This window comes from Methanococcoides methylutens (assembly GCF_000765475.1).
Taxonomy (GTDB): Archaea; Halobacteriota; Methanosarcinia; order Methanosarcinales; family Methanosarcinaceae; genus Methanococcoides; species Methanococcoides methylutens.
Genome location: NZ_JRHO01000014.1, coordinates 946,254 through 972,175, shown reverse-complemented (window position 1 = coordinate 972,175; position 25,922 = coordinate 946,254). Strand labels below are relative to the sequence as shown.

Annotated in this window: 24 protein-coding genes; 8 read left to right on the top strand and 16 right to left on the bottom strand. The window is 41.8% G+C overall.

Features of this window, described 5'->3' with window-relative positions:
- Positions 1-16: 16 nt before the first annotated feature.
- Positions 17-1,045 (bottom strand): methionine synthase, encoded by a 1,029-nt coding sequence (locus LI82_RS11955; protein ID WP_048196050.1) that lies wholly within the window; start codon positions 1,043-1,045, stop codon positions 17-19.
- Between the two features lie 224 nt (positions 1,046-1,269).
- Between LI82_RS11955 and LI82_RS11950 the strand changes: the two genes are divergently transcribed.
- The gene (locus LI82_RS11950; protein ID WP_236622753.1) at positions 1,270-2,295 is read left to right on the top strand and encodes a CobW family GTP-binding protein; all 1,026 of its coding nucleotides are present in this window, start codon (positions 1,270-1,272) and stop codon (positions 2,293-2,295) included.
- A gap of 130 nt (positions 2,296-2,425) precedes the next feature.
- Here LI82_RS11950 and LI82_RS11945 read toward each other — a convergent pair whose 3' ends face one another.
- The 4 genes from LI82_RS11945 to LI82_RS11930 form a co-directional block, all read right to left on the bottom strand.
- Entirely contained in the window at positions 2,426-2,833 is a 408-nt protein-coding gene (locus LI82_RS11945) for an inorganic diphosphatase (protein WP_048196046.1), read from the bottom strand.
- A 151-nt stretch (positions 2,834-2,984) separates the two neighbouring features.
- A complete protein-coding gene (locus LI82_RS11940) occupies positions 2,985-3,479 on the bottom strand; it encodes a hypothetical protein (protein WP_048196044.1) in 495 nt (164 codons plus the stop codon).
- Positions 3,480-4,046 (bottom strand): PepSY domain-containing protein, encoded by a 567-nt coding sequence (locus LI82_RS11935; RefSeq protein WP_160174986.1) that lies wholly within the window; start codon positions 4,044-4,046, stop codon positions 3,480-3,482.
- 391 nt (positions 4,047-4,437) lie between these two features.
- Positions 4,438-5,055 carry a hypothetical protein gene (locus LI82_RS11930; RefSeq protein WP_048196040.1) on the bottom strand — a complete coding sequence of 206 codons (618 nt, stop codon included), beginning with the start codon at positions 5,053-5,055 and terminating at the stop codon, positions 4,438-4,440.
- A 373-nt stretch (positions 5,056-5,428) separates the two neighbouring features.
- On the opposite strand from LI82_RS11930, the gene LI82_RS11925 reads away from it, so the two are divergent.
- Positions 5,429-6,781 (top strand): serpin family protein, encoded by a 1,353-nt coding sequence (locus LI82_RS11925; RefSeq protein WP_052402930.1) that lies wholly within the window; start codon positions 5,429-5,431, stop codon positions 6,779-6,781.
- Between the two features lie 138 nt (positions 6,782-6,919).
- On the opposite strand, the gene LI82_RS11920 is transcribed toward LI82_RS11925, so the two are convergent.
- The 5 genes from LI82_RS11920 to LI82_RS11900 all read right to left on the bottom strand — a co-directional run bounded on the left by LI82_RS11920 (position 6,920) and on the right by LI82_RS11900 (position 13,193).
- Entirely contained in the window at positions 6,920-7,201 is a 282-nt protein-coding gene (locus LI82_RS11920) for a DUF1294 domain-containing protein (protein ID WP_048196038.1), read from the bottom strand.
- Positions 7,202-7,246: 45 nt separating this feature from the next.
- Positions 7,247-8,950 carry an arginine--tRNA ligase gene (argS, locus tag LI82_RS11915; RefSeq protein ID WP_048196036.1) on the bottom strand — a complete coding sequence of 568 codons (1,704 nt, stop codon included), beginning with the start codon at positions 8,948-8,950 and terminating at the stop codon, positions 7,247-7,249.
- A gap of 22 nt (positions 8,951-8,972) precedes the next feature.
- Positions 8,973-10,217, bottom strand: coding sequence for a peptide chain release factor aRF-1 (gene prf1 / locus LI82_RS11910; RefSeq protein WP_048196033.1), 1,245 nt, complete (start codon positions 10,215-10,217; stop codon positions 8,973-8,975).
- A gap of 179 nt (positions 10,218-10,396) precedes the next feature.
- Positions 10,397-11,347 (bottom strand): 4-demethylwyosine synthase TYW1, encoded by a 951-nt coding sequence (twy1, locus tag LI82_RS11905; protein ID WP_048196331.1) that lies wholly within the window; start codon positions 11,345-11,347, stop codon positions 10,397-10,399.
- 127 nt (positions 11,348-11,474) lie between these two features.
- Positions 11,475-13,193, bottom strand: a complete 1,719-nt coding sequence (locus LI82_RS11900) for a DNA-directed DNA polymerase II small subunit (protein WP_048196031.1) — start codon at positions 13,191-13,193, stop codon at positions 11,475-11,477.
- A gap of 265 nt (positions 13,194-13,458) precedes the next feature.
- On the opposite strand from LI82_RS11900, the gene LI82_RS11895 reads away from it, so the two are divergent.
- Positions 13,459-14,013 (top strand): signal peptidase I, encoded by a 555-nt coding sequence (locus tag LI82_RS11895; RefSeq protein ID WP_048196030.1) that lies wholly within the window; start codon positions 13,459-13,461, stop codon positions 14,011-14,013.
- Between the two features lie 92 nt (positions 14,014-14,105).
- On the opposite strand, the gene LI82_RS11890 is transcribed toward LI82_RS11895, so the two are convergent.
- Positions 14,106-15,341, bottom strand: coding sequence for an ORC1-type DNA replication protein (locus LI82_RS11890; protein WP_048196029.1), 1,236 nt, complete (start codon positions 15,339-15,341; stop codon positions 14,106-14,108).
- Between the two features lie 186 nt (positions 15,342-15,527).
- Here LI82_RS11890 and LI82_RS13180 point away from each other — a divergent pair, with 186 nt between their 5' ends.
- The 4 genes from LI82_RS13180 (at position 15,528) to LI82_RS11875 (ending at position 20,236) form a co-directional block, all read left to right on the top strand.
- Positions 15,528-15,737, top strand: coding sequence for a hypothetical protein (locus LI82_RS13180; RefSeq protein WP_160174985.1), 210 nt, complete (start codon positions 15,528-15,530; stop codon positions 15,735-15,737).
- Between the two features lie 537 nt (positions 15,738-16,274).
- A complete protein-coding gene (gene mfnA, locus LI82_RS11885) occupies positions 16,275-17,411 on the top strand; it encodes a tyrosine decarboxylase MfnA (RefSeq protein WP_048196026.1) in 1,137 nt (378 codons plus the stop codon).
- A gap of 318 nt (positions 17,412-17,729) precedes the next feature.
- Positions 17,730-18,833: a CBS domain-containing protein gene (locus LI82_RS11880; RefSeq protein ID WP_048196024.1), complete on the top strand. Its 1,104-nt coding sequence runs from the start codon at positions 17,730-17,732 to the stop codon at positions 18,831-18,833.
- 17 nt (positions 18,834-18,850) lie between these two features.
- Positions 18,851-20,236, top strand: coding sequence for a TraB/GumN family protein (locus tag LI82_RS11875; RefSeq protein ID WP_394297414.1), 1,386 nt, complete (start codon positions 18,851-18,853; stop codon positions 20,234-20,236).
- A gap of 13 nt (positions 20,237-20,249) precedes the next feature.
- Here LI82_RS11875 and LI82_RS11870 read toward each other — a convergent pair whose 3' ends face one another.
- The 3 genes from LI82_RS11870 to LI82_RS11860 form a co-directional block, all read right to left on the bottom strand.
- Entirely contained in the window at positions 20,250-20,849 is a 600-nt protein-coding gene (locus LI82_RS11870; protein WP_048196021.1) for a transglutaminase-like domain-containing protein, read from the bottom strand.
- Between the two features lie 102 nt (positions 20,850-20,951).
- On the bottom strand, positions 20,952-21,845 hold the full coding sequence (fhcD, locus tag LI82_RS11865) for a formylmethanofuran--tetrahydromethanopterin N-formyltransferase (RefSeq protein WP_048196020.1): 894 nt from the start codon (positions 21,843-21,845) through the stop codon (positions 20,952-20,954).
- A 125-nt stretch (positions 21,846-21,970) separates the two neighbouring features.
- On the bottom strand, positions 21,971-22,372 hold the full coding sequence (locus LI82_RS11860) for a DUF3795 domain-containing protein (RefSeq protein ID WP_048196017.1): 402 nt from the start codon (positions 22,370-22,372) through the stop codon (positions 21,971-21,973).
- Positions 22,373-22,613: 241 nt separating this feature from the next.
- On the opposite strand from LI82_RS11860, the gene LI82_RS11855 reads away from it, so the two are divergent.
- Positions 22,614-23,210 (top strand): hypothetical protein, encoded by a 597-nt coding sequence (locus LI82_RS11855; RefSeq protein WP_135607255.1) that lies wholly within the window; start codon positions 22,614-22,616, stop codon positions 23,208-23,210.
- 75 nt (positions 23,211-23,285) lie between these two features.
- Here LI82_RS11855 and LI82_RS11850 read toward each other — a convergent pair whose 3' ends face one another.
- Positions 23,286-24,947: a hypothetical protein gene (locus LI82_RS11850; RefSeq protein ID WP_048196013.1), complete on the bottom strand. Its 1,662-nt coding sequence runs from the start codon at positions 24,945-24,947 to the stop codon at positions 23,286-23,288.
- Entirely contained in the window at positions 24,910-25,788 is an 879-nt protein-coding gene (locus LI82_RS11845) for an ion transporter (protein ID WP_048196011.1), read from the bottom strand. Before LI82_RS11845 ends, LI82_RS11850 begins: the two co-directional genes overlap by 38 nt.
- Between the last annotated feature and the right edge of the window lie 134 nt (positions 25,789-25,922).

Genomic DNA, 25,922 nt, shown 5'->3' with positions numbered 1-25,922 from the left:
AGGAACCTGAATTGTCTTATTTAGAGAACTTGGCGATTCCCTTAGCAACATTCCTGAGCAATTGTCCTGCGATCTCCTGTGTCGGCCAGGAACCAAGACCACAATCGGGGCCAACATACTTAATGCGATCTCCGAATATGGAATCTGCTTTTTCAAGGCGCTTTGAGATAACATCCGGAGTTTCCATTTCCGTTACTATCTCCGGCAGATACTGGGTGTCCTTCCAGACATTGGTGTTGTACTTCTCGTTGAGCACAGATGCAAGGTTAAAGATATCGGTCCTTGCAACACCCACACGCAGGAAAGAATCGGTATCTTCCAGGACCTTCCTGTCGATGAGATCGAGATAGGAAGGATTTGCTGCAGACTCCACTCCTATTACATTGATACTCGGTGTATCACAAGCTATCCTGTAATGAAGCGGGGAGTGCAGATGGATCTCCACATCAACATCCTGTTTGCCTGCATAGGAAGTGGCAGTGCTCAGTGCTTCCACCAGTTCGGTATCCTCGAACATTATCTGGGGGTTGATACCGATACTTGGCTCATCGATGGAAACAGTCCTGATGTTGAAGTTCTTTGCGGACTTGATGGAATTGCTTATGAAACGGTCGATACTTACTGCCAACAGGTTCAGGATGTCGGTGTACTGTGTTCCCCCGAAGTCCTTGAGATAAAGTTCAAGCGGACCGGTCACACAGATGCGGACATCCGGTCTTTCACCGGTCTTATCCCTGTACTCTGCAGCAGCTTCTTCTATAACATCAAGCTCAAGGATACGTGCGCTGTCTTCTTTGACCTTGAAAGGCTCTTCCACACATTCCGGATCATTGATAATTGACAGGAACTGCTGGTTCATGTCCTGGAACTGGGGATATGTAGCTACTCCCACACCGGCGTCAAGCTTCTGGCTAAAGGCTGAACGTATGACAGAAAAAAGCTTCTCATCACTGTCCCTTTTCGAAAATGCGCTTTCCATCCACTCCTTTGTTACGCCTTCCGGTAGCGGATAACTTCCAATGTCGTCAAAGATCAGCTCGCTCATAACTACCGTATGTGCGAGTATCATTTATAATGTTAGCGAATTATTTTCTTCTGGAGACCGGAAAATGGGACAAACATCAGATCACACATATCAGACCGCAAATATCCATCCAGATATTAACCTGCAAGTTTTATAAGTAAAGACTTCCAAGTTGAAAAGAAGCTTAAAAGAAATTAATTTTCTTAAATAATATCATTCTACCACTGGTGAGATAATTGAAAATAATGATCATAGGCGGCTTTCTCGGAAGCGGCAAGACCACTACATTGTTAAGGCTCGGTAAGCATTTGAGTGAAACAGGCCACAAGATCGCGATAATTGTGAACGAGATCGGTGAGATCGGACTTGACGGTGACACACTTTCAAGCACCGGGATCGTCACCGAAGAACTTACGAGCGGATGTATCTGCTGTACTCTCAAGATCAGCATGGAATACACCCTTTCCAAACTTTCAGATGACTTCCACCCTGACGTTATTATTATCGAACCTACAGGTATTGCCTTCCCAAGGCAGATCAAAGAAGACATAGGTCTTATGAAGATAGATGACCTGAGCTTTTCACCTATCGTTAACATTATTGACGGAACAAGATTCAACACCGAGATAAAGCAGACACCAAAGTTCATTCTGACACAGATAGAAGATGCTGAGATCCTCTGTATCAACAAGGTCGATATCGCAGAGGATGAAAAGGTCGCAGAGGTCAGAAATTTCCTGGAGGAGATCAATCCTGAAGCAGAGGTCATTGAGTTCTCCGCAAAGGAAGCCGATGAGAAATTCCAGAAGCTCATCGACCTGCTGGCAGGCAAAAGCAAGGAAAGGGAAACAAGGAAAGCCATCAACTCCATCGAGGCCTCCGAGGTCAGCTCCTATTCCGGCGAGCTTACCATCAAGGACTGCAAACTGGAAGAACAAAAGGCAGAAAAGTATGCAACCGATGTCCTTACTTCCATCAGCGAGCAGGTCAAAAAGCTCAATCCGGATTTCGTAGGTCACATCAAAATGGCTCTGGAATACCCCGGAACCCTCATGAAGGCAAGTATCACATCTTCCGAGAGCATACCTAACATCGAGTTCTTTGAAACAAAAGGCAAGGACTGCAGCGTGAAGTTCCTATCAGCAGTTACAAATGTGGAAAAGGAAGAGCTTGTGAAGATCGTTGAGGGTACGATAAAAGAGCATCTGGAGCAGGAAGGCATACCTTTCAGCAATAAGGTCAAGAACATACAGACCATCGACATTTTTTAAGATAAGAAATATCAAAGGAATTTCTTCGGGAAAGAACATCACTTTCCTTATCTCTTTTTTTGTAGAACAGATTTGGATTTAAGTTATCAATTTAGTTTGCAGTTACACTGATCTATATACTGACCGATTCTCAGTTTTCCTCGAATAGTTCAATGCCTTCGAACCTGCATTCCGCAATTCTTCTTTCAAATGCCAGATAACGAAAACGCTTGAACAGTGCATACATCCTGAAATATAATCCGAACAGCCTTTCAGAATACCTGTCCCCGAGATAGAACACTTTTTTATCGTCCTGAACCGAGTCATCCACAAACCTAACCACTCCGCCGGGACTGGTTAGGTTTACAAGGGTTCCCTGAGCAAGCCGGGGTCCCAGTACAATAGCATCCTCCTCCATCCCGTCGTCTCCCAGGGTTTCCTCAATGAAACCATAGTTGAATATTGTGGGTATCGGGGAAAAAAGGACTCTTTCGTACCCTTCATCCACTTTCTGATACTTGAAAAAGCTGAACTTGGGAGTTTCGATCCGTATCTTCATTATGGAGTAATCAACTCCTTTTTTATAAAACGCTTTTCGAGAGGATACCTGTTGTCACTCGCATCAACCGGGAGATCATGAATTATTTTCAAAGCATGACATAAATGGCTCTTATTATGCATTTTTTAGTTAATCCTGCGAATCAAAACCATCATACAAATGTCTGGCTTCGGTTGGACAATTCCAGTATTTCTCCAATTCTACCGTCTTCAAGCCTTGAAACCCTGTATCTTACAGTATCTCCTATTTTTGCCTTATTGAAATCCTCCCTGCTGGCATAGTAAGCAAGAGTTTGCCCTTTTCTTACATTATTGACAGGATCTTCAGAAGTCACCTGTATGGCAACAATGTAGTCAACGCTGACATATTTCCCATCCATCCGTTCATGCATTGAATCATTAATGAAGACATCCTTATCCTCAGGAGAGAAAAACTGCTCAAAGTCTTTGTCTTCTACAAGTATCCATGGTCTTTCCGGATGTTGCATGTTATCCAAAATTCCAGCTACATTATTTCCACTCATCCTGCCGTTGATTGCTTTGTGTTCAACCACGCCTTCCACCTCAACAGGTATCACATAATAAAGGAACAACAGGAAAACTATTGTGAGTATTAAGAATAGTAAAAGCCTGATCTTTATTTTCATTCATTTCCCACCTGTCTTCCTGGTCATCCTCAAAGACACTGCAAATGCAACCAAAGTAAGCATTCCGCCAAAACCGGGGACGTTATACGAAGGTTCCCCGGATCCGTCAACCCCTGCATCCATCAGGTAATAGTATACTTTACCGTTTCCGGTATCGATATAAAATGTAGTGGCAGCAGGGCCCGTTATGTAGGTCACAACCCAGAAAGGCTGTGAATCCCGGAAAACGATATGAACATCCACTGGAGATACCGACGAGTTCATCTCCTTTGCAGCTATCCGGAGCGCCTGCTCCTTATCCACAGCTACCTGCAATTCATTGAATGTCTTCACCCAGCTGATATTGCCTTTTTGTTCCATGAACATAAGTTCCCTGAAAACATCCCTGTCGGCTACCAGATAAACCAGTGAAGAAGTCCGGTTCAGGTCTGTAGATACTTCTTTCCATTTCCTCGGATCATAGGAGTTGATAAAGGAGATTATCGTGTCATTCTTTTCAGCCTCAGGATAAGCGGCGAAAAAATCATCCAGTGGACCTGGAGGTTCAAAGGGGATCGTCTCATTCATATCTATTACCCTGGCCCATAGAATCTCCTCACCTGACCGGTCAAAAAATACCATCTTTTTTGAGCAGTTTTCTTTGGGAATAAGATACACGTATGTATGGGTCCTGTTGATGTGAACTTCCTGAAAGTCCTTAAGCCCCTAGGTATTTATGAAATCCATTATCTCGGGATTTTGCTTCATATTCAGGTGGCGTAGAAAGAATTGACCAAACCTGTCGTTTCCCGGGGGAGGGGGCATTGCAACTGCCGGAGTGAGTAAACATGAAAAAAGGAGAAAAATGATAAGAAGAGACGTTATCTGTTTCATAACATTACCTCTGAAAAAATAAAAAGGTGGATTGAACCACCTTCTGGATACTATTCAATTTTCATTTATCTCAGTAGCTTTCCAATCATCTTTTTAAACCTTCTACTGTTCCATCTTCATTAGCCATATAATATGACTTTGCAATCAGCTTTTTTAATGCTGGAGTTTGTTCTGAGAGATTAACAGATCCTTTGGTTCCATAGTAAACTATAAACTGGTCTTCTCTGCTTTCAAGGAATGGTTTTTTATAAACCAAAAAATATCCGGATGTAATTTCACTTTCATATTTGGTGGCATCGAAACGTTTTGGACCCAGAGTTGGCCGCCAAGTATTCTTACTTTCAAGTCTTTTGATTTCTTCACCTATTTCTTCACTTATATCTAATTGCACAGTGGAAACTTTCCCACGTTCTGACAAATATTCGTTCAATTCATTCTCTGATTGCAGGAATTTTTTATCATCATCAAAGTACCATACAACTAACATCGTTCTTCGTGTATAATTCCCATAACTGCAGTACTTTGAGATTTTTGGAAAGAACGGAGTACATTCTTGTTTACTATCAGTGATTGATTTTGGGACATACCAATCTGGCATAGCTTCTGAAGGAGGTAGACCAGGGCCAATCGTAATGAAGTCAAGAATAAACCATACTCCAACAGCAGTTATAATAAGTATAAGCAGAATTGCTTTTTTGTTCATTTTTTATCCCTTTAAGTTCTGTAAAAATGAAGTGGGTGATTAAGGTCTCACCCATGTTGCCATTGCACCCCACCAGTTGCATTTGTTTTCACCATTTCACTTTTTGTTTTGTCCCAAAAGGCAGGATCAGATAAGCTTTAAGTATCCTCAAAGCCAACCTTACTCTGCGTTTAGGCAATTCCGGGGTTCAACTCACTTTGCCAATCTCAACTGAACCCTGTAAAATCCTTATAGAACAATATATATAATTTTTATGGACATATCATCGAACTAAAACGATATCCTTGCATTTCACTGGAACTATCTGTCGCATTCGGAATCAGTTCGATACTTTGGACATAAAATTTAAATAGAGTCACTTCAAGCATATTGTATGAAACTAAAAAATATTATTTGTACAGTTATGATCTGTGCTCTTCTTTTCTCATGTATTGGATGCATAGACACCGGCACAAGCCCGGATAGTGAATTAAACGCAAATTCCACAGGATCAGAAATTGGAAACAAAAGCTCCTCTCCGATAAACGTGGAATCAGAAACTGTAGACAAAAGCTCCCTGATGTATGCATATTCTTCTGATGACTATGACATTGCCACTGCAAACAACGCCTTTTCCTTTGATATGTACACTAATCTAACCACGGATGACAATATTGTCTTCTCGCCATACAGCATATTTACTGCAATGGCTATTTGTTATGATGGCGCTGAAACTACCACACAGGAAGAGATAGCCTATGTGTTCTACTATCCTCTTAGCAAGTCCGTGCTTGAAAAAAATTCAAAAGAGATGATGAATACAATAAATTCAGATGATGACAACTACGACCTGAAAACTGCAAATGCCCTCTGGGTACGGGAAAATTATCCGTTGAATGAAAGATATGCAGATAACTCAAAGATATATTATGGTGGGAAAGTAACAAACCTTGATTTTAGAAATGAACCGGAAAAATCCAGGGATATCATCAATAAGTGGGTTGCAACACAGACCAACGAAAAAATCAAAGACCTGATCCCGGATGAACTGATCGATCCCGATACGGCCATGATCATTACAAATGCAGTTTACTTTAAAGGAAAATGGCTTAATGAATTTGACGTAGAAGAGACCAGGAAGGAACTTTTCTACAATTCTTCTTCAAATAAGGTAGGAAATGCCGTAGATATGATGTACACAAAGCAGTACTTCAGTTACGGCGAAAGCAAAAACGCAAAAATCGTTGAAATACCTTACAAGGGCAATGACCTGTGCATGTACGTCATCCTTCCTGAAGAAAATAACATTGAAGATTTTGAAAGTAAGTTTAAACTTTCAGATTACAACAAACTCAAGTCCTCTATGGAATCCGGAAATGAAGTCAAAATCTGGCTGCCTAAATTCAGTTTTGATACTAAAGTTGAACTACCGGCTACATTGAAAAGCATGGGGATTACGGAAGCCTTTACGGACGATGCAAATTTCTCAGGTATTTATGACATCCGGAAAGTTCCGGAAGATTACGCTTTATGGCTAGACGATGTGGTCCACCAAGCCTTTATCGATGTCGGGGAAAAAGGCACTGAGGCAACAGCGGCAACGGCCATCGAAGCGGTTGACTGCTGTGAACCGCTACCCGGACAGGTAGTGGAATTCAAGGCAGACCATCCTTTCATGTTCTTTATCGAAGACAGAAGAACGGGATGTATCCTTTTCATGGGAAAGGTCAAAGATCCTGAGTATTGATGAAATGCCAGCGGTATTCATCATTACTTTTTAGTTTTTCATTGTCTGGATGATGTTTGAGACCGGTTATTTGAGATAAACTGAGTATAAACAAAACGAAAAAATCACGGAAAGGGACCGCTTCAGGCTCCAAAGAACTCAAATCAATACCGGCAGAACATATTCAAAGAAGAGATAGCCTTCCACGATAAATATCAGAGGCATACCGATCCTGAATTTCGGATGTCTGGTCTTATGCCTGAACTTCTGCATGCCGGTTATGGAACCAATGCTCCCGCCCAGCAATGCCCAGGTGAAAAGGGTCTTTTCAGGTATACGGTACTGGTTCTTGATGGCCTTCTTTTTGTCAGAGTACATCAGCCAGAAAGCATAAGCATTCACTAAAAAAAGATACAGGAGAAAGTACATGTATAATTCCATATTCCATTCTCCCTGATCTGTGTTGATATGTTCTTCATGCCTGACTTACATCGAATCCGGTGCACCCATTCCAAGGGTATCCAGTGTGTTGGCAAGCACTATCCTTGCACAGTCCACAAGAGCCAGACGGCTTGCACGGACATCATCTTCCTCGGCATTGAGGACGGACACGAAACGATAGAACTGGTTAAATGCATCTGCAAGTTCCCTTCCGTAGATAGCAAGCATATGTGGTTTCAGTTCCTTCGTACACTGGTCCAACACATTGTCGAACATTCCCATCTTCTTGATAAGAGCTATTTCACTATCTTCCACAAGAAGTGAAGGGGCAATGATCGCTTCACTATCCCACAGGCCTTCATCCTTTGCCTTTCGCAGGATACTGCAGGAACGTGCATGTGAGTACTGTATGAAAGGACCGCCCTGTTTCTCGAAATCAAGGGCCTCTTTCCAGTCGAAGACCGTGGATTTCTCAGGTGTGACCTTCACGATATCGTATCTGACAGCACCGATACCGACCATGTCAGCAACCTCTTTCTTGAAATCGTCAGGCATCTCAGGGCGGCGTTTGTCCACCTCTTCCAGTGCCCGAACCTTGACCTGGTCGAACAGTTCGTCAGCACTGATGAACTTGCCGCGTCTTGTGCTCATTGAACCTTCAGGCAATGAAACGAACTCAAAGATAACAAACTCCGGTTCTTTTTTGCCTATGGCATTCAACGTTGCCTTGAGCTGACCGGAGATCAGTTTATGATCTGCTCCGAAGATATCGATGATCCTGTCAGCACGCTCGCCCTTCCATTCATGGTATGCAAGATCACGTGTTGTATAAAGTGAAGTACCATCAGAGCGCTGGATAACGAGCGTCTTTTCAAATCCGTAATCCTTAAGGTCAACAACAAGCGCGCCATTGTCTATCTCAGTACGTCCTGTAGCCTTGATCTCATCCACTATCCTTGAAACATCACCGGACCTGATGAAACTTGATTCCTTAGGGAACTCATCGTGGGAGACATTCATCTTTCCAAGGGTTTCCTTGATACCTTCAACTGCAAGCCCTACAGCCTTATCGAAACGCTCAATTGTCTCCTCATCACCACTCTCAACAAGCTGCATGAGCTTGTCTATCTCAGCAACCTTTTCCGGGTGTGATTCAAGCTCTGCATTCGCCTTTATGTAAACATCTGCAATAGCATGGTCCGGCTTAGAACTTTCATCGAATTCGAAGTGTTCAAGAGCCCAGGAAACTATAGCTATCTGGCGACCCATGTCATTTACATAGTAGTGCAACTCGACATCATATCCTGCACGTTTCAGGATGCGACCGAGGGTATCTCCGATAATGGAATTTCTTATGTGTCCCACATGAAGAGGACCGTTAGGATTAGCAGAAGTGTGCTCAAGCAGTATCCTGCCTTCACAGAAATTACCTCCGAAAGACTCCTTCTTCTCCCTGATACCTGACACAACATCATCAATGAAATCGCGACTGGCACTTATATTCAGATATGGGCCCAATGCCTCTATCTTACCAATATAGGAACCCTCTGGTATTACTATCTCAGAAGCGATCCTGTCAGCAACGTCCTTTGGACTCTGTTTTGCAACAGATGCCAGCCTGAATGCGACCCTTGATGAAAGGTCTGCATGCTGGGACGGTCCAAGCTCCAGATCGTTTGCTTCAAACCCTGCGGAGCTGACAGCATCGTTCAGTACGGATGTAACCTGTTCTATAAAATCTAAAAACAAAATGATCACCTGTTAATTAACCTCAGATGCCTGTGTTGAAACGCAGGATAGCGACGATACCACCAAAAGCGTTCAGAAGCTGTGCACCCTCTTCAAAGTCAGTGGAAATGAATTCTACCGTGGTACTCATCTGGTCACACATTTCGGATAGCTCATCAACAACATCGACCTTTTCCACGACCTCAAGATAGGAACCACATTTCGGGCAGTTACCAAGACTTGTCTTCGAATCACCAGGCTTGAACTCACTGGTTGTCTTTTTCTCATAATCGCAAGAAGTACACCTGACGGTCATCCTTTCAGCCCTCAGGTCTTCTGATACGAGCATTATATCGACAGCACCGATAATGAGATTCTCTCGGACATTGTCCTCACCATAGGTCGCTTTGCCTGAATCAGACACCAGTTCCCTGAAGAACTGCTGCATCAGTTTCTTCTCTACCATGAGATCAAGGTCCTCAAGCCTTTCACTTGCTGCGTTCACAAGTTCTGAAAGACCGGACTCATCTGTATACGCTACATCGAAAAGCCCGAGCATTTTTTTCTCTATCTCATGGTGTAGGAAATGACCGGATTCGAACTCCTCTTTTGTTGGTGAAGGACCACCAACAAGCACACCTTCAAAGTCCTTCTGGTCAACTGTGAGGAATACCTCACTTGCTGCATCACCGATACGCTTGTAGAAATCATGTATGGCAATGAGTCTAAGTTGCTGGAACCTATGGGCACTCTGTCCTCCTTTCCTCTGTTTCCCAGGTACAGTTGAGGTCAGGTTCCGATATGGTTCTATGTGCTTGCCCACAAGAAGACCAATTGAGGCTTCACGCCTGTCAAGAACAAGCAGACCATAGGTCTTTGCTTCCCTTAACATCTCCTCTAGAGGATCAAGGTAGAATGATGAATCACAGTGATACCTGTATGTTATAATTGGCTGTGGAGGCTCAATGATGGTTGACTCCATGTTAGTCTTGTTAGCTCCGACATCAACAGCACCTGTGAAATAGACGATCCCATTCTCAGGAACAGTCACATACCTGAGTCTGGACATGATGGACTCGATAGCACCCTGCACATTCGTCTTGGTAAGCTTGGATTTAATGTTGGAGGCCTGACCGTGCTCTGTCTTGAGCTGTGCAACTACATCTGAGAGCTGCTTGTCAGGTGGAATGTACAATGAGATAAGCTCAGTACCACGACCTCGCTTGCCCCTTAACGATTCAAGTTTCTTTTTAAACTCGTATTTTTGATGTGAAGATTGGTCAACCATTGTGGGAATACTCCATAATAAGGATCAATTGGGATTGTAGATGCGTTGAACACCTTGATGATCATGTTCTGCATACAGAACATGGATGCTATTAGCTAAATGGATGTATCCTATGTAAACAAGGATATAAATATAGATTGTGACTGAGACGATAAATGCCAAGGAATCTATACCCGGCCTCAGTCAAGATAAGTGACTTTACCGTCCTTTGAAAGCAGAGCGATGCGGCTTACTTCCACTTCATCTGCAATGGCATATCCAAGATGCTCGGCAAGTTCTTTTGCAAAACTGACAACCTCCTCATGTGAAGGCATCGCTTCACGAGGAAGACGGCTTCTGGAAAAACCAAGGTGCATATATGCCTTGACCTCAATGAAATCCGGATTTGCTATCTCAATAAGACGTGCATAACCTGCCGGATCGATCATATTCATACCCTTTACAAGGGTTATGCGTATTGCTTTGCGGTTATTCTTCTTTCCAAGTATTTCCAGAGACCTGTTGATATTGTCCCATAGTTCAGGAGATTTCGGATTGCAGACCTTTTCATATGTTTCCCTATCAGGAGCATCAAGGCTCATGTATAACTGGGAAGGTTCGATTCTCTCCATCATATCAGGAACAGTACCGTTACTTACGATAAAAGTGGTAAAGCCCTGTTTTTCGTACTCTTCCACAAGTTCAGGCAGATGCGGATACAAGGTCGGCTCCCCTGAAAGTGATATAGCAACGTGTTTGGGCTGGTTTGCTTCCTCCCACCGCTCCCTTGGTGCTGAACCACCAAATCCGGATATCAATTTTTGCTGTGCTTTGATTGATGACCCCACAATTTCCACTGGAGAATCCCAATCTTTCGGGAAGGATACCTCCGCTTCTGTAGGCCTCCAGCAAAAGAGACAGCGTTGGTTGCACCTCAAAGTAGGTGTCATCTGCAGACAACAATGTGAAGTAATACCATAGAACCTGGACTTATAACACTCACCTTCTCCTTTCATGGAACGACCAAGCCAGAGGCATGTCTTTACAGCAGAATGAGTACCTGCAAGGCTATATCCCTGCTTTTTCAGCAAGGCCTCAAAGTCAGGTATTTCAGGAATTGTTATAAGTTCTTCCTTATCTTTCGAGGACATCTGGTGCATACTTTCCTGTTGCACTATATATAGTGATCGGAATTGGAAAAGAAGTGTCACATTTTAACATGGAAAAGGAAAAAGATCAACTTCCATAAATCTATCAATACCATAGGTCCTACAGGTTTCAGAAGTGCAGAAGGGTTGTCCTGAGAGTGGAAAGATCCACGATAGGAACCTGTGCAGGTGTTGGCATTAAATTTACTCTCTTCTGGAACTCTGTTTGTGACTGCCATGTACCGGAATTTATCGCAAGGACATTCTTGTATCTTCCAATACCTATGGTATGCACATGACCACAATGGAGAATATCGGGTATCTGGTCAATTACAAAATGGTCCTGTTTCTCCGGTGCAATGGAAACCCTGCTTCCATATATAGGGGAAAGATGCCTGCGTTTTAACATCTCTATCATGGCCTTTTCAGGCTCCTGATATGAAACTCCCGGGACCGAAGCAACAAGATCGTCAATTGAGCGTCCATGATACATCAGTACCCGGACACCATCGAGGTCCACTAATGCAGGATTTCCCACAAAAGTTATCCTGTCCTCAAAAAGGGAAGTTATACGCTCCGGAAAACGGGGCTGTGGCTCTGCCTGACGGACTGCATCGTGGTTTCCGGGTGATATTATTATCTGAATGTGTTCCGGTACCTGACTAAAGTATTCAGCCGCCTTTGCATACTGATCATAGATGTCAAGAATATCCAGCTCATGTTCCTGCCCCGGGAAAATTCCGATCCCATCAACCAGATCGCCTGCTATCACAAGGTACCGGATATCTTTGGAAAGCTCTTTCATTTGGTCATTATCACACTTCCCGTTAAGAAAGTCAAGGAAGCCACACCATTCTTCTTCAAGGAAGGTCGAGCTTCCGATATGGACATCAGATGTGAACACCGCTTTACCCCAGGTACCTTCCCTCCTGTGTGAAATATTCGGAAGGTCAGGGAGTATTATCTTCTTTGCTACGATCAGACTGCCATCATTGGTCAGGGAACCTGTGATACCGATAACCTCATCCAGAATTATCTTGCTGGCCTCTTCAAAAAGATCTTTCTCCGCCTGATGCACAAGCACCAGAAAAGAACCTGTGGGATCTTCCAGCTGCAACATCTTATGCCCATTTGCAGTACTCCTTACCTCGGATACCATTCCAATAATAGAAACTTCACTGTAATCACCGCCTCCACTCCGCTTTAAGCCGCTCCCCTGCTTGCGGTTCTTATTAAGGCTCTCAATTGGTCTGGCAGTTATCCTTCCACGGATCATATCACTGAGCTTACTATACCTGTTCCTGAAATATTGGACGAATTCCATATATTCGCCAACACAGGTCGACATGTCCGTGATATCGGACATGATATTGATGTTACTGCCATTAGCATTGGAATTTACATTAAGACCGGCATCTGGTAATCCCTTACTTCCATAACCGGATGGAAATGAGGAAGAATATTTTTTTGAGGGTGAAGATACTTCAGATGTAACTTTAGATACAGTTTCAGATGTAGCAAATGAAAGCGATATCTCCGAATGGGAAGGTGTTTCTCCCGAAATGACCTCCGAATTCTGTGAGACCTGTGAACTAACATCTGAAACAACCTTTGAAGCAACATCTGAAGTTGTTCCTGAGTTACCTTTCACGCTGCTCGGATATTCGGATTCAAAGGATGAAAGGTCAATGTGTTCGGTCTCAATAACAAAGACCGACTCATCGATATGTTCAAGAATATAGCAAACCAGATTCTTTGGTGAACTGTGAGATACTATCAGATTTACAGCTTCAGGGCTGATCTGATACCCGGCTTCTAAAAAAGCTTCCTGAACATTGATCTCTTTCATTGTTGGACCTGAAATTAGCAGTGGAATTTAGCAGTTTTCTGCAAAAATTACATTCGATTCTTATAATGACAAACAATTTGAATTCTGATTTGTTTTTCAATATCTCTTCGTCTTTGACAATTTAATTTTTAGGAACTAAGTTGCTAATTAATGTGTCAAACTCTTGTATCAAACAAAAGCATTCCTATAAAATAAATAGGCTACGTACTGGATGCTTCAATACCAAATTTTTTAACTAATCAGCTTCTATTGTTTCAAAGATAATATGGACATAAAAGCCTCATTCCATACATTCAGAACGAGTGATAAATTCTGGATATCCCTTTCAAGGGACATTGTTTCTGTAATTTTTGCCGTTCTGGCATTTGCAGTCATTTCCCAGGCGTTATTTGGGATGTGGACACCTATGGTTGCTGTTGAATCCGGAAGTATGGAACCTCATATGAAGATCGGGGATATAATTTTCATCGAAAACATAGACAGGACACAGATAATAACCAATCAGGATGCTGGTCCAAATTACATATCCTTCGAAAAAGAAGGTGACGTTATACTTTACCGCCCTTACGGACAGGAAGGTGTCACCCCGATCATACACCGGGCCATGTACTTTGTTGAAGCCGGGGAAAGTATGTGGGAAGGCGGTCCAATTGCACCACATAGTGGTTACATCACTAAAGGTGATAACGAAAGGACGAACATGTACTATGACCAGCAGGGCCAGATAAGTTATCTTCAACCTGTAAAGGAAGAATGGGTCATTGGAATTGCAAGATACAGGATACCATATGCAGGCCATCTAAGGCTTTTGCTTTCATGATCTTCCTGTTGTTGATATATTGTTAATACCTTTTGACAAATATGATCTCATTTCCTTTTTTCTTCTCTTTTTAACAAAAACTGTTTGATGCATCAAAGATGCATCTGTGCTGTTATCACCGGTTTGAAACCTGCAAGCATTCCCAGTCTGTAATCCTCAAGCAGGACACGGCGTGTGCTTTCTATAGGTACGCTCAGAACGATCTCTTTTGTTCTTCCATAGCGTCCCTTGCTTACGACCACTGCATTAAGAATACCCAGCATATCTAATTCTGAGATTAGGTCAGTGACCCTTCGCTGTGTCAGGATATCCATATCAACATTCACGCATAACTGACGATAAACGTTGTACACTTCACCTGTAGTGACGTTCCTGTGTCCGTTATTCCTCAAAAGCATGACACTATAGAGAGCTAACTTTGACTGTGTGGGTAAAGTCCTGACAACTTCAACAATACGATCGATCTCGATCTTTTCCTGAGCCATTCTAACGTGAACTTCACCAACATTTGCTTCGTTCTCACGCTCAGCAAGTTCGCCGGCAACTCTCAGAAGGTCAAGTGCACGCCTTGCATCACCATGTTCCTGGGCTGCAAAGGCAGAACACAGAGGAATTACCATTTCATCAAGCACCTCTTCTTTGTATGCAATGGATGCTCTTTGCCTCAGGATATCACTGATCTGTTCAGCATCATAAGGAGGGAAGATGATCTCTTCTTCTCCAAGAGAACTTTTGACCCTTGGATCAAGGAATTCCGTAAATTTCAGGTCATTTGAAATACCGATCATACTGACCTTTGCATTTTTTAGGTCAGTATTGATACGAGAAAGATTGTACAAAACATCATCACCTTTCTTGACAAGTTTATCGATCTCATCAAGAATAATTATGATAACCTGCTTTTTTGAATCAATAGCTTCTTTGAATTTTGTGAACACCTGGTCAGTAGGCCAGCCGGTCATAGGGATGTCTTCACCAAAATGCTTTGCAAGATTTGCCAGGAGCCTGTACTGGGTATCAATGACCTCACAGTTTAGATACAGTACTGAACAATCAATACTTATATCGTCACTTTTTCTTTCAAGTTCAATACCAACATAACGAGCAACAGCTGTTTTACCAGTACCGGTTTTTCCATAGATAAGAATGTTTGATGGTGTATCTCCCCTAAGTGCTGAAACAAGAATGGTAGCAAGAGTGTTGACCTGTTCAGTTCTGTGAGGAAGGGATGCTGGTGTATATGAAGGTCTTAAAACTTCTTTGTTCTTAAAAAGAGATTCATTTTGTAATAAGTCCTCAAATAATCCATCTAATGATTTGTTCTCCATTTTTAACCTTCCATATATTATTGTGATAAGATTGGATAGGAAATACATCAAATACAAAATGTTGCTCTCAAATGAGAAACGTCATGCTAATTGATCTAAAACCTTTATTGATTAATTATGATAATCTATGAAATGCTACAAATTCACATTTGAATGATTCATAAGCAAACAGAATGCTACATGAATATGTCAACATATGAACCCTTCAATTTTCCACACGATCCAATGGAAGTGTACCTTATTAACCCTTATGGTTATAACCCCTCTGTTTCCATTCCAGTTTTAAATAAATTAAGGCTAATAATAAAAGAAACAGGTTCTAATGACCAAACTTATATTTTAAATTCAATTTCAGTTTATATGTATTCTATTTTAGAAGCTTTCCTTTGGAAATAGACCCCTCTATTTCGTTTGGAAATTATATAAAGAGGGGTGACCCTATGGTTTCGACTGGAGTGCAGAAAAAAAATAAGAGAACATATTTTTTATAATGTTAAAAAAACAGGGTGCTCCAAATATAAGATTAATAGGTAATAAAGGTTTCTCAAGAAAAAGATAAAATTACGAAAATTAACTAAAATATTCCAGTCGAAATGATGGGGTGACCCCCTTGTAACAACAAAAACAAAAAAGGAGAATAACAAAAAAGTATAGAGATATAATATACTAAAAAAGCAGGTAAAATGAAGTTTGCATTTAAATAAATTTAGAATTTAAAATATTAAAAAATTTAAACCTTTTCAAATTTTGAGTTTTCGCAAAATTGAATTCATTTAAAATTTGAAGCTGAAATTTTTAATTTTACTTTTTTGAAACTAAATATTTTCATCCTAAAATATCAGCAAAGAAGTGTAAAAAAATTAATCATCAATAATATCTCATTTTGAACAAAATAGTTTTAAGGAGGTTACATGTTGTATTAAACGAGAATTCATGGAAGAAAGCGGAATACCCAGAGATGAGATCCTCTCTATTTTAAAAAACGCGAAATCAGCAGATACTAGTTATGATCGTGTTCTAAGTTCTATGTGTACTTATCCACATGAAATTGCAGTTTTAGCACATACACAATTCATTGAAGCTAATATGGGAGATCCTGGTCTTTTCCCTGGAACTTATGATCTGGAAAAAAAAGTGCTAAAAATGTTCGGTTCTCTTTTACACCATAACAATGATCCTGAAGAATGTGGTTATTTAACAACTGGTGGAACTGAATCTAATATACAGGCAATAAGATCCATGGTAAATTATCGTCGTGATATTAAAAAACCAAATGTTGTAATGCCGGAATCTGCACATTTTTCTTTTGACAAGGTTGCAGACCTTTCAGGAATAGAAATAAGGAAAGCTTCACTTGATCATTTTCTGAAAGTTGACCTCGGATTAGTGAGGTCATTGATCGATGAGAATACAATAGGTCTTGTTGGTATAGCAGGAACAACAGAATTTGGTCAGATAGATCCTATTGAACAGCTATCAGAGATCGCTCTTGAGAAAAATCTTTTTTTGCATGTTGATGCTGCATTTGGTGGTTTTGTCCTTCCATTTATGGATCTGGATTATCATTATGATTTTGAAGTTGAAGGTGTAACTTCAATGACAATTGATCCTCATAAGATGGGATTGAGCACCATTCCTTCAGGCGGATTGCTGTTCCGTGAAACTGAATATTTGAATGATCTTGAGATACACACTCCTTATTTGAGCATCAATAAACAATATTCTCTCACAGGTACCAGAAGTGGGGCAGCAGTAGCTTCAACATATGCTGTTATGAAGCATCTTGGAAGAGAAGGTTACAGGCAGGTGATAGATCAATGCATGGAACAAACAGAGAAAATTGTTGAAGGTGCTAAAGCACTTGGAATCGAACCTGTTATTGATCCTGTCATGAATGTTGTAGCTCTACAGGTTCCAGATGCCGATAACATAAGGAAGAGATTACTTGATGAATTCGGCTGGCATGTTTCAATAACACGAAAACCCCGAGCTCTGCGTCTGGTGATCATGCCTCACATTAATAATAGTACGATCGAACTTTTCCTGAATGATCTTGAAAAACTGATCTGATGAACAGATCTTTTTATTTTTGATCAGTTTTTCAGTTCATTCTATTGAGTTTTGTTCTAACTTCGATCTAAGTTTTAAAAATGCACGGATTGAGGGGATGGTTCGATGGCACCTAGCCTTGAAACTTGTAAAGGCGTGTGTCCATCGAATCCGTGACTAATACTACCTATGACGTGAGTATATATACTCTTAAGCCAAGCGGGGTGAAAGTATTATTTTTAAAAATCATGCTAACTTGTTGACTAGATTAGCTTAAATGAGACCACTAAAAGTGTTTACCAGATAATGCTAAATACAATAAAGCTAAAATTTATATCTATGGCAAATTCTTTCAAAATTGGAACAATTATCGGTATTCCTATTAAGATACACATAACATTTCTTTTAGTTCTTCCATTCTTTGCAATTATTTTTGCCATGAATCCGGCACCCTATGGATTCAATGATGTAGTTCCAGCATCACTGGGATATGCCTTATCTTTTTTGACAACTATACTTCTCTTTGGTTGTGTTCTGCTTCATGAACTTGGGCATTCTTATCTTGCGAAGAAGTACGGTGTTAAGATCACAGATATAACTTTGTTCCTGATAGGTGGTGTCTCTTCAATGGAGGAGATTCCGAGGGATCCGGGTCAGGAAGCAAAGATGGCCTTTGCAGGTCCTTTGGTCAGTTTTATTATCGGAGGCTCGTTGCTACTGCTCAATTTTGCAGTAGCTGGTGCTGTTTCTTCGTTTGCGGATTCGGTCATATTCAGGCTGGTACAGATGCTAGGTTCCATCAATATTGTCCTTGGTATGTTCAACCTGCTCCCTGCTTTTCCTATGGACGGCGGACGCATACTTCGTGCATGGTTTGCAAGGAAGATGCCCTACATACAGGCAACTCATGCAGCAGCAGGTGTCGGTAAGATGTTCGCATTCCTGCTGGGAATGCTGGGTCTGTTATCAAATCCCTGGAATCCCTGGCTTATCCTCATTGCTGTCTTTGTTTACATGGGAGCATCAGGTGAGGACCGTTCCACAGCTGTTACAGTGACCCTTGAGAAAGTACCTGTCAGTGAAGTTATGACAAAGGATATTGTCTCGGTAGAGCCTTCATTGACAATCGATGATCTGACCCAGTTCATGTTCGAAAAAAAGCATATGGGATATCCTGTGATAGAACACAACACTTTAAAAGGTATTATCACATTTACAGATGTGCGCAAGGTAATGCCTCTGGACCGTTACAGTGTATTGGTGTCCGATGTTATGACAAAAGATATTGTAACGATACCAAAAGAGGCGACTGCCGCAGATGCTTTTAAGCTGATGGTCTCTAACAACATCGGCAGGGTATTGGTGGTCGATGAAAATGGTTCTGTGTCTGGTATCCTTTCCAGGACCGACCTGATGCATACAATGATGTTATTGAACGAGTGATGTAGAAAATGGACAGTATGACCTACAAAACAGCAGAAGAGAAATCAGATGAACAGATCATCACGGATTCTCAGAAAGCTGCTTCTAATTATAATTACGATACGGTATCGGGTTCGATCTATTCAGGCCAGGGCGATGTAACTTTTTCACAGACGTCTTCTCTTGCTCCCATGGTAAAGCAACCGGATGCTCTTCAGACTGCTCCCCAGCCTTCCCAGATTATCATCGTGGGAACCGCACATGTTTCGGAGAAGAGTGTCAATGAGGTAAAAGACACTATTGAGCGCGAGAAACCTGATATAGTGGCTGTAGAGCTTTGCAAAAGCAGATATGATTCGCTGAAAGGTGAAGTTAAGGATTCAGAGATACCCATCAAGGATATTCTAAGCGGTGGTAAGATCTACTATTTCCTTGTACATCTGTTGCTTGCCTATGTGCAGAAGAAGATCGGAGATGAAATGGGTGTCCAGCCTGGTGCTGAGATGATCACTGCCATTGATGCTGCAGAAGCCAGTGGAGCAAAAATAGCGCTTGTTGATCGTGATATCCAGCTGACCCTCCAGCGTTTCTGGAGCAAGATGGGTTTCTTTGAAAAACTGAATATTGTTGTAACCCTCGTTGCTTCTGCTTTAGGGATCGGTTCATCAAAGAACATTGATATTGATAACATCACCAATCAGGACATGGTTACCATGCTCACAGATGAGCTGCGTGCTGCATCTCCGAATGCTGCTGCTGTTCTGATAGATGAGAGAGATGCTTACATTGCAGGGAATCTCGTCAAGATCGCCAAAGGCGGCAACAAGAAGATAGTTACAGTTCTTGGTGCCGGACATAAGACAGGGGTCGAGAAATATCTCAAGGATCCAAAGTCCATACCTCCAATGTCCTCACTTACCGAGCTTCCCCAGAAGCGCTTCAGTTTCATGAAGGTTCTCGGGATTGGAATCGTGGCTCTGGCTATTGCAACCTTCGCGTTGCTGATAATGTCAGGTACACCGATTGAGCTGTTGCTCCTGGCCTTTGGCTGGTGGTTCATCATAAACGGGATCTTAAGTTCCATCGGAGCTGCCCTTGCAAAAGGACATCCGTATTCGATCATCACTGCTTTCCTTGTGGCATGGCTCACATCCCTGAACCCGATGATGGCTGCAGGATGGTTTGCAGGACTGATGGAAGCTAAACAGAGGAAACCTACTACTGAAGACCTTAAGGAAGTTGTCAAGCTTGAAAGTTTCAAAGAGCTTCAGCAAAACAATTTCTTCCGTGTGATCATGGTAGCTGCATTTGCCAATATTGGAAGCACCATTGGTACGTTCCTTGGTGTTTATGTTATGGTCCAGGTAACAGGGCATAATCCAATAGACTTGATCAGTGCAGGTCTTACGGCGATAGGTCTTTGAATTGACCTATTGCTCATTGTTTTTTGAATGATGGTTTTTGTATCAATGGGATGTCAGGAAGATTTTCCCAGACATCTTCATAATTATCGTATTTTGTCAGCACATCGACGATGACAGGTAATGGGTCTGGCCATATTTCCGGCAGGTCAGCTTCACCTCCTACCTTTATTTCATATGCAAGCACCTCTTCAGGAGGGTTGAACTGTGCATCAATACTTTTCTTATTACCTCTTGCATCGATGCGATACCAGCCTGTCTCAGCTAGGTAGACAGCATTTAATCCGTGGAGACAGAAAGGTTCACCATTTTCATCCCTGCTCAGACGCTGGTAGCAAAACCCTGTGGGAATGGAACTTGCTCTCAATAAAGCTGCAAGCAGATGGCTTTTTGCATAACAGTAACCGGTACCTGCTTCCAGAACCTCTGAAGCTTTCAGTGTGATGGGGTTCATGCAGTGGTCATGACTGTGATATATCTCATCCCTTACCCACTCAAAACAGTTCCTTGTTATTTCGATAGGGTCATCCAGCCCTAAAGCAAGTTCCTTTGCCAGTTTTTCGACTTTTGGATGGTCCCAGTCGATTATCTCAGTAGAACGTAGGTATTCCTGCATGGTTTCACCTCTGAAATTCTAAGACTTAAATGTATGGGTTTGGTAAAGTCTGAGCAGAAATCCTAAAAGAAACCAAAAAAGAAAAGAGAAAAAAGAACGACCTTATAGAAGGTCGTGAAGGTTGAACTTGTGTGGTCCGAGGTTTCCGCCGTAGTTACCTGCGGTGATCTTCTTGACACCTGGGACTGTTACAGCTGCTTCGATACCTGCTGCCATTGCTTCGTTGATAGCGTCTGCGTCCACACCGTTGATGACGATCTCATAGACACAGTTGACGTCTGCAGGGATCTCTGAACCTTCTACCTTGTCCTTGATGCTTGGGCAGAATTTCTCATTAGCTGTTGCTTTGAGGAATTTGTACTTGTTTGCTCCTGCTTTGGAACCGCTTGCAACTATTCCGCCTGGGAATGGTGTGACTACACCCTCGACAGCCTGGATAGAATCAACTGCATTCTCTGCTGCGGTAAGAGCGTTCATCTGTGAGTCTGCGAAGATGAAGAAGTTTCCACCTGCAATAGCTTCTATTCCACCAATGGAATCTTCTACAAGGAAGTCACCCTCCATCATTGGGATTACGTGCATCTTGCGGTCGCCGACCTCTGTCTGGGACTCTGTTCCGTCTGCGAAGTACCTGAGCTTGTTTCCGGTGTCGAACTGCTTCTCTGCATCAGGGAAACCGTTGAACACTGCGGTTGTTGGTGCTGTGAGGACACACTGGCCAATGCGCTCAAGGAGCTGACCTTCAAGTGACTTGTATCCGAAAGTGTAGATCTGGATATAAACACCTGGTCTGCCGTCTGGTGTCTCACTACCGTCTACGAACATCTCGATGCCGGCTTCAGCAGGGCATCCAATGACGGATGTTCCAAACCCGGTTGCTTCCTGAGCTGCAACTGTTGCCCAGCGCATTGTTGCGGCTGTGATCAGTACACGGGCCATCTTGATTGGAAAGGCCTCTGCGAATGTATCTTCGATCTCTACTCCGTTAAGTTCCATTAAAAACACCTATATAATTGATTATTTAGTATGGATTAGAAGACTATTACAATACATATATGTTATGTCCATAGCGATTAACATATTCTTAGGGTCGAATGTCAGATCTGCGTATTTCAAAGAACTCATTCTTTCCTTTTTCCACAGCTGGAACAGGCTCCCCCATGTACACAAATAGTTCCTCCACATTCAGGACAGGTCCATCTTGTCTTTTCATTTTTCACGAATTGCTTTAAACCAAATTCTCTGATATTCTCGAGATTTTCGATCATGCTCATATGGTATTTGGTTCGATACCTTTCATCTAACTGTTTCAATCTGCTGCAGGGGAACTTTTCACACTCAAAACAGAATTGTGCCCTGCCATTTTTAAAAGTAGGACAGTGCTTGATCTGTTTGCATTTGGAGCTAGTAACATCTAATCTTCTACAGCCTGGGCACTTATTTTTCTCTCTCAGGTAAGCCGTGCAGATGCCGCAGTTCATCCCGCACGGGGCTATAAGTAAAAGTTCGTCCGAGGTTTCCATGGTATTATACTATTTTATTTTTCAAACTATACATATAGTTTCCATGGCTGAGAATAGCTTATTTAAGGCAAAATAAAAAAATCATAAATCTCTAGTTTTGTTCTCCGTCCTAAAATTTATATAGTTTCTTGATTTTAATATAATAAGCTAAAATAATTCTGTGAAGTTCTGGTATTTTTTGTATAATAATAAAGCAGTTGAAGAACAAAGAGGCATTGTTAATAAAATGCGGAGATTCAAAATGGATGTGCAACCCGGTCCGGGGAATATAATTCGCGTGGATATAGCCAGAGATCACAGTCTTGTGAAGATGATAAGTCTTCTAATGATAGCATTTTTCTTTTTTGTTCTGGGTATCTTCATCGATGGTTTTGAAATCTTAGCCTATGTTACATGGTATCTGGGAGTTGTGGCCTTAATTCTATGGGATCGCACTACTGTGGAGTTGACAAACGATATGGTAAAAATTCACCGTCCCTTTTTTGGTTCCACAATCCTGAATAAGAAAGACATAACAGAAACCTTGATCAAACGTAACTATCATTTTACGTTTAGATATATATGGTACCTGATTATGGTAGGTATGTCGGTCTATCTTTTCTATGGTGTATTTTCTGATATCCAAATGTATCAGATACAGCATGCTCCAATGGATGCATTAATTCGCTTAATCCTCTCACAATCGATGTTAATTTCTTTATTCATCGCACTATTTTTTAATCTGGAGAGAAGGCTCAAACATTCCACTTTACTCAAAGTAAATACAAAGAATCGAAGTTTTGTATTTTATCCTGAGAAACCGGATGAATTTGAAAAAGTTATTACTGAACATAGTTGATCGCATAATATTTGTACAAAATTATACTCTTCGACGTCCAGACATTCCATTGGCCTTAAAAAAGTAAGGCAGGATTTAGTAAACTTCCCCGTCATATTTCTCTAAAAAGATCTGATAAAACTTATCATCGCCTGTTTTGTATTCTGCAATATCCATTACAGAATCCTGTATCATGCTTGCAGCTTCATCGTATTTTTCTATTCTTGAAAAAGCAGTTCCAACTGCACTGACAGGCACTGTGAGTTCTGAACGCATTGAAGATATGCATATCTCCTGAAGTGAAATAATGACCTGCTGGACCATTTCATCAGCCTTTTCATACGATTCGTCCTTAAGAGCTGTAGCTCCAACTTCTTCGAGTTCTGTTATGGTCCTCGAGGTTTCATCTCCAAGATGCTCGTGTGAGGCTGCAATTCCAAGATCACGCATTGCCCAGACCACTTCCAGTACATCCCTGTGGGACATGATTTTACCCATTTTCCTGAAGGAGTCCATCAGTTTTTTGAAAGCATCCTGTCTTTCGTTGCTTTCCAGTCTCAGGGCCTTAGTACCGATATCGCGCATTGTGATTACGATCGATCTGGCATAGGTCGTATATTCCTTGCTTGCTGCTATCCTTGCAATTTCCAGCATTTCTTCATTTACTGCTGTCATTGTGGATGTGTCCCCTGAAAACACAGCGTTGTCCCCTATCTCCCTGAACATTAGCAGACCTTTTTCCACTGCACTTTCATGTTTCATTTTTGCAGCTGTACTTACGATGTCTCCTGCAGATTCTGCAAACTGGTGTTGTATACCTTGTTTGTGTTTTCTTTTTGCCGCTCCGAAAAGAGACAGTATTGCTGCCAGGGATTCGATAGCACCTGCCTGACTTCCGTGGTTTGAGGCTGAAGCTCCGATAGTACCTATGGAATTGACAATATGTTTTGTTGCCTCGCTATCCTTTTCTAATGCAATGAGTCCCATTTCAAGCAAATGTAAATTCACGTGTCTGGTAATTTCCGTGGTTTCCTTTACACCCGTCATGAGATTCTTTGTAACGGTGGTGATCTTTTGAAATCCTGTTCTAAACTTATCTTCATCATTGTTCCTGATAGCGCATCTAATGCTATCAACAACCGGAGACAATGGATCATCTACATCTCTTGCTGTTTGTTTTGCTGAGATCTCTATCAGGTCGTAAGAGGTAACTTTCCCCAGAATTCCATCGAACTCTTTCACGATGGATTCGTTATAGAGATTCTTTGTTATGGTTGATCCGATATAACCCAGGATCACAGCAACTGCAACTACAAGTCCTAGTAATGAAGGGTCATGAAGCTCCAGCAGATGGGCCACAGAAATAGAAAATATGGCGGTGCCTATCAGGAATGATACCGTGTAATTGATCTTTTTCCTTTTCGAACTTTGCCACAGGGTAGTTGCCCACAGGGAACCAAAGAGAGCTAGAAGCATACCGTCGGTGGCGATCTCTGGCGTAACCTCAGCTGTCAGCAATGCTGCTATTACTGATATCTGAACTGAAAAGGCTCCTATCGCAAGATCTGAACCAATACCTGACAGGTCCATTTTCAGGTTGTGGCGTATCATCATGTCAGCGAAAAGGAAAGCTGCTGTCAGACCTATTACCATGGCGGTATCGATAATTGTGGTGAGTAGGATCTCCATATTAACACTATCCTTTATCTTAAGGTATTTTTCAAAGTTTGGCTCCGCAGTATTTACAGTAATAAGCATCAGTATCGTGACCCAGCAAGCCACAGTTGTGGCATACGATGTTCACTGCAACATCCTTCATCTCTTCTGCTATCTCTACAGGCATGGCATCCATGCTCCTGTTAATAATAGAATGGGTAATGATGCCTGTGGGAACCGCTATTATGGAATAACCGAGTAACATTACAACGGATGCCATTGCCTGCCCAAGTGGAGTAACAGGTACCAGATCCCCGTATCCCACAGTTGTCAGTGTTGTTACAGCCCAGAAGATGCTTCGTGGGATGCTTGTAAATCCGTTTTGCTCTCCTTCAATGACATACATAATGGAACCTAGTATTATTACAAGGTTCATGACAGTAAATGTGAAAACAGTTATTTTTTTACTGCTGTCTTTAAGGGCCTGTACCAGTATTTCGGCCTCTGAGAGGTACTGGACAAGTTTGAGCACCCTGAATATCCTTAGCAATCGCAATACTCTTATTATTAGCAGATACTGGCTTCCTGGCAGAAGCATGCTAAAATAAGTTGGAATTATGGCAAGAAGATCGATGACACCAAAAAAACTGGTTGCATAACGTACTTTGCTTTTGACACTAATGATCCTCAGGAAATACTCAATGGTAAACAGGGCAGTGAATATCAGTTCTGCCATGTAGAGCTTCTCATGGTGAACACTGCTGATCGAGTGGACACTGTCGAGCATTACTACGATAACACTCAGAACGATCGCTGCGATCAAGGCAACATCAAAATATTTTCCATAAGGTGAATAGGATTCAAATATCAATTTGTAGAGCTTCAAACGCCAGCCATTGGAATCCGGTCTGTTCTCCCCCTCTTTGCACAATCTGTATACCATTATCCTTCTCCTCAGGAACAAGGCGATTACTTTGTATTCCGCTATGCGTATAGCATTCGGAATCTGTAACCAAATATATCTTTATTGTATTATAAAGCATTCTGAATTACAGCTGGTTCAACAAAACATTTATT